This is a genomic window from Sphingomonas sp. Leaf10 (genome assembly GCF_001421245.1).
GTDB lineage: Bacteria > Pseudomonadota > Alphaproteobacteria > Sphingomonadales > Sphingomonadaceae > Sphingomonas.
The window spans coordinates 1-5,661 of sequence record NZ_LMKE01000024.1; the positions used below are offsets into that span (position 1 = coordinate 1).

The 5,661-nt window shown below is 54.5% G+C and carries 3 tRNA genes and 3 rRNA genes; all 6 read right to left on the reverse strand.

Annotated features, from left to right (window positions below):
* Nucleotide 1 precedes the first annotated feature (1 nt).
* The 6 genes from ASE59_RS13785 to ASE59_RS13810 all read right to left on the reverse strand — a co-directional run bounded on the left by ASE59_RS13785 (nt 2) and on the right by ASE59_RS13810 (nt 5,463).
* Nucleotides 2-78 (reverse strand) — tRNA-Met (locus ASE59_RS13785).
* A gap of 72 nt (nt 79-150) precedes the next feature.
* A 5S ribosomal RNA gene (gene rrf / locus ASE59_RS13790) occupies nt 151-265 on the reverse strand.
* A gap of 101 nt (nt 266-366) precedes the next feature.
* Nucleotides 367-3,155, reverse strand: a 23S ribosomal RNA gene (locus tag ASE59_RS13795).
* A gap of 430 nt (nt 3,156-3,585) precedes the next feature.
* A tRNA-Ala gene (locus ASE59_RS13800) sits at nt 3,586-3,661 on the reverse strand.
* A gap of 122 nt (nt 3,662-3,783) precedes the next feature.
* Nucleotides 3,784-3,860 (reverse strand) — tRNA-Ile (locus ASE59_RS13805).
* A gap of 113 nt (nt 3,861-3,973) precedes the next feature.
* Nucleotides 3,974-5,463: ribosomal RNA gene (locus ASE59_RS13810) — 16S ribosomal RNA — on the reverse strand.
* The 16S, 23S and 5S rRNA genes sit together here with 3 tRNA genes alongside, the layout of an rRNA operon.
* Nucleotides 5,464-5,661: the final 198 nt, after the last annotated feature.

The window sequence follows — 5,661 nt, forward strand, 5'->3', positions numbered from 1 at the left end:
TTGGTTGCGGGGACAGGATTTGAACCTGTGACCTTCAGGTTATGAGCCTGACGAGCTACCGGGCTGCTCCACCCCGCGACACCTGTGTCGCCCTGTGTGGGGCGTAGGGGTATTGTACATTGTGAATGGTTGTTGTGCACCGGCTTCAATGCCTGGCGACGACCTACTCTTCCATCGCTTGAGCGATAGTACCATTGGCGCGGTCGGGTTTCACGGCCGAGTTCGGGATGGGATCGGGTGGTTCACAGACGCTATAGCCACCAGGCAATGAAGGCGGTGCACGGTTTTTCAAATCGATGTGAAGGCTGAGGGTTTCAACCACTTGTCGTCATGCAGCCAGTGCTGACGTTGGGGGTGTGAACTCTCTTAAGCGCGAATAGGACAATTAGTATCGGTTAGCTTCACGCGTTACCGCGCTTCCACATCCGATCTATCGAGGTCGTGGTCTCCGACCGTCCTAAGAAATCTTATCTTGAGGGAGGCTTCCCGCTTAGATGCTTTCAGCGGTTATCCCGTCCGTACATAGCTACCCTGCTGCGCCGTTGGCACGACGACAGGTACACCAGAGGTACGTTCAACCCGGTCCTCTCGTACTAGGGTCAACTCCTCTCAAATTTCGACGCCCACGGCAGATAGGGACCAAACTGTCTCGCGACGTTCTGAACCCAGCTCACGTACCACTTTAATTGGCGAACAGCCAAACCCTTGGGACCTGCTCCAGCCCCAGGATGTGATGAGCCGACATCGAGGTGCCAAACAACCCCGTCGATATGAGCTCTTGGGGGTTATCAGCCTGTTATCCCCGGCGTACCTTTTATCCGTTGAGCGATGGCCCTTCCACGAGGGACCACCGGATCACTATGACCGACTTTCGTCTCTGCTCGACTTGTCAGTCTCGCAGTCAGGCTGGCTTATGCCATTGCACTCTAACAGACGGTTTCCAACCGTCCTGAGCCAACCTTCGCGCGCCTCCGTTACTCTTTAGGAGGCGACCGCCCCAGTCAAACTACCCGCCACAGAGGGTCCCTCGCCCAGTTTCATGGGCGCAGGTTAGACATCAGAAAACAACAGGGTGGTATTTCACCTATGGCTCCACACCGGCTGGCGCCGATGCTTCAAAGCCTCCCACCTATGCTACACAGTTTTTTCCTAATGCCACTCTGAAGCTGCAGTAAAGGTGCACGGGGTCTTTCCGTCTAACCGCGGGTACTCCGCATCTTCACGGAGAATTCAATTTCGCTGAGCATGTCCTGGAGACAGTGGGGAAGTCGTTACGCCATTCGTGCAGGTCGGAACTTACCCGACAAGGAATTTCGCTACCTTAGGACCGTTATAGTTACGGCCGCCGTTTACCTGGGCTTCATTTCAGAGCTTGCACCCCTCCACTTAACCTTCAGGCACCGGGCAGGCGTCAGGCCCTATACGTCGTCTTGAAGCCGACTTAGCAGAGCCCTGTGTTTTTGCTAAACAGTCGCTACCCCCTGGCCTGTGCCCCCAGCAAGAGCTTGCGCTTATGCTGGGCCTCCTTCTTCCGAAGGTACGGAGGCAATTTGCCGAGTTCCTTCAGGACACTTCTCTCAAGCGCCTTGGTATACTCTACCTGACCACCTGTGTCGGTTTCGGGTACGGTCTATACGGTGGGGCTATTTCCCGGGACAGCTTCGAAGCCGGATCAATCCGATAAGATCCGACAACACACGCCATCCGTCACACACCACCAGGCCCACGAATATTAACGTGGTTCCCATCGACTACCCCCTTCGGGCTCGTCTTAGGGGCCGGCTCACCCTGCGCGGATTAGCCTTGCGCAGGAACCCTTGGTCTTTCGGCGAGAGGGCATCTCACCCTCTTTATCGCTACTCATGTCTGCATTCGCACTTCCGATACCTCCACGGTCCATTACCAGACCGCTTCACAGGCGTACGGAACGCTCCGCTACCGCGTACGCAAAGCGTACACCCTAAGCTTCGGTGCGTGTCTTGAGCCCCGTTACATCTTCGCCGCAGGAACCCTTGTTTAGACCAGTGAGCTGTTACGCTTTCTTTAAAGGATGGCTGCTTCTAAGCCAACCTCCTGGTTGTTTTGGGATTCCCACATGCTTTCCCACTTAGACACGACTTGGGGACCTTAGCTGTAGGTCAGGGCTGTTTCCCTTTTGACGACGGACCTTAGCACCCGCCGTCTGTCTCCCGGATATCACTCTTATGTATTCGGAGTTTGGTTAGTATTGGTAGATCTCGCGACCCCCGCAACCATCCAGTGCTCTACCCCATAAGGTGTCCATCCGAGGCACTACCTCAATAGTTTTCGCGGAGAACCAGCTATTTCCCGGCTTGATTGGCCTTTCACCCCTAAACACAACTCATCCGGTAACTTTTCAACGTTAATCGGTTCGGACCTCCAGTGGGTGTTACCCCACCTTCATCCTGGTCATGCCTAGATCGCCGGGTTTCGGGTCTAATCCATCAAACTATGTCGCCCTATTCAGACTCGCTTTCGCTGCGCCTACACCTAACGGCTTAAGCTTGCTTGATAGATTAAGTCACAGACCCATTATGCAAGAGGTACGCTGTCACCCCATGAAGAGGCTCCAACTGCTTGTAGGCAATCCGTTTCAGGTACTGTTTCACTCCCCTCATCGGGGTGCTTTTCACCTTTCCCTCACGGTACTAGTTCGCTATCGGTCATGTACGAGTATTTAGGCTTGGAGGGTGGTCCCCCCATGTTCAGACAGAATTACACGTGTTCCGCCCTACTCGAGTCCTCTTGCATCACTTTCGCATACGGGGCTGTCACCCGCTATGGCCGTCCTTTCCAGAACGTTCTGCTAGTTGAACAAGAGGCACTGGCCTGGTCCGCGTTCGCTCGCCACTACTAACGGAATCTCGGTTGATGTCTTTTCCTCCGGGTACTGAGATGTTTCAGTTCGCCGGGTTCGCTTCTCGAAACCTATGTATTCAGTCTCAAGATACCTTGTCCGCCTAACCCTGCTCGCCGTTACCGACGGTCAGGATTAAACGGATAGGTGGGTTTCCCCATTCGGAAATCGTCGGGTCAAAGGTTGCTCACACCTCACCGACGCTTATCGCAGCGTGCCACGTCCTTCATCGCCTGTACATGCCAAGGCATCCACGAATTGCCCTTACCTCACGCTTGAGAGTCCACACCACCAACGACAACACTGGATCGACGTTCGCTAGAACGGCGACACGAAACTCGGCAGAGCAGTGTAGCGCGGTATCTTTGGTGTGGTTGAAATCGCTCAGCCTTGATGTGATGAACGTTCGTTCGTGTCGGTCGGCACAGCCTTGCAGCTACGCTTCCCTTTCCGAACCAACGCCTCACGGCATCGATTTGAAAAAACCATTCACAATGTCAAATATCGAAGCGGCGCCTTAACGCCGTCCTACCCCGTGTCAACCACGAGGATCTCGGTTCTCTTCATCATCCAAGATCGCAACTGTCTGCGTGCCCGCATGCCCGTCAGTCGCAGCAAAGCTGCGCCTTATGGGCACGCTTCGCAGCGCTGGCCGTTCTGGAAGCGATGCGTCGTAGCTTCGCTACGTCGTCTTCGCTTCTGCAAACTGGTGGAGCCTATCGGGATCGAACCGATGACCTGATGCTTGCAAAGCAACCGCTCTCCCAGCTGAGCTAAGGCCCCATGCGCAATCGCGAGACGAAATAGCTGTCGCTATTTCGCTCAGCGATAAGCACGGCCGGCGAGGCTACGCCTCGACCGACGACACGGGCTTTGCCCGTGGCGCTGACGCCATGCCTAAACCGTGGTGGGCCGAGTAGGAGTTGAACCTACGACCTCACGCTTATCAGGCGTGCGCTCTAACCACCTGAGCTACCGGCCCGCAAACTGCGTTATCTTGGTTGATGAAGGGACATGAGGACGGCGGCTTAATGTTCTGCGGAAGGTACGAAGCTCTTCCTCACATAAGCGAGGCGCTTTCGGACCATACCTTAGAAAGGAGGTGATCCAGCCGCAGGTTCCCCTACGGCTACCTTGTTACGACTTCACCCCAGTCGCTGAACCCACCGTGGTCGCCTGCTTCCCTTTCGGGTTGGCGCAACGCCTTCGGGTGAATCCAACTCCCATGGTGTGACGGGCGGTGTGTACAAGGCCTGGGAACGTATTCACCGCGGCATGCTGATCCGCGATTACTAGCGATTCCGCCTTCATGCTCTCGAGTTGCAGAGAACAATCCGAACTGAGACAGGTTTTGGAGATTAGCTCACCCTCGCGGGATTGCTGCCCACTGTACCTGCCATTGTAGCACGTGTGTAGCCCAGCGCGTAAGGGCCATGAGGACTTGACGTCATCCCCACCTTCCTCCGGCTTATCACCGGCGGTTCCTTTAGAGTACCCAACTAAATGATGGTAACTAAAGGCGAGGGTTGCGCTCGTTGCGGGACTTAACCCAACATCTCACGACACGAGCTGACGACAGCCATGCAGCACCTGTGTTCCAGTCCCCGAAGGGAAGAAATCGATCTCTCGAAATCGTCCGGACATGTCAAACGCTGGTAAGGTTCTGCGCGTTGCTTCGAATTAAACCACATGCTCCACCGCTTGTGCAGGCCCCCGTCAATTCCTTTGAGTTTTAATCTTGCGACCGTACTCCCCAGGCGGATAACTTAATGCGTTAGCTGCGCCACCCAAAAACCAAGTTCCCGGACAGCTAGTTATCATCGTTTACGGCGTGGACTACCAGGGTATCTAATCCTGTTTGCTCCCCACGCTTTCGCACCTCAGCGTCAATACCAGTCCAGTGAGCCGCCTTCGCCACTGGTGTTCTTCCGAATATCTACGAATTTCACCTCTACACTCGGAATTCCACTCACCTCTCCTGGATTCAAGCGATGCAGTCTTAAAGGCAGTTCTGGAGTTGAGCTCCAGGCTTTCACCTCTAACTTACAAAGCCGCCTACGTGCGCTTTACGCCCAGTAATTCCGAACAACGCTAGCCCCCTCCGTATTACCGCGGCTGCTGGCACGGAGTTAGCCGGGGCTTATTCTCCCGCTACTGTCATTATCATCACGGGTAAAAGAGCTTTACAACCCTAAGGCCTTCATCACTCACGCGGCATTGCTGGATCAGGCTTGCGCCCATTGTCCAATATTCCCCACTGCTGCCTCCCGTAGGAGTCTGGGCCGTGTCTCAGTCCCAGTGTGGCTGATCATCCTCTCAGACCAGCTAAGGATCGTCGCCTTGGTGCGCCTTTACCACACCAACTAGCTAATCCTACGCGGGCTCATCCCTAGGCGATAAATCTTTGGACTTAACGTCATCATCCGGTATTAGCAGTCATTTCTAACTGTTATTCCGAACCTAAGGGCAGATTCCCACGCGTTACGCACCCGTGCGCCACTATCACCCGAAGGCAATCGTTCGACTTGCATGTGTTAGGCATGCCGCCAGCGTTCGTTCTGAGCCAGGATCAAACTCTCAAGTTTGATGTTCCAAATATGACCAGTGGAATAACCGATCACACTCAGCTCACTTCAAGGAGCCGGCTCTGCACATTACAATATGGTGGTTGTAATAAGACATATGAGCCAGCTTAGCTTTAAAACGATCCCACAGCACCTTGAATGCCATAGACCGCAAGCCGCCGCCCACATGTCCCTTCATCTAAACTACAATGTCAAATA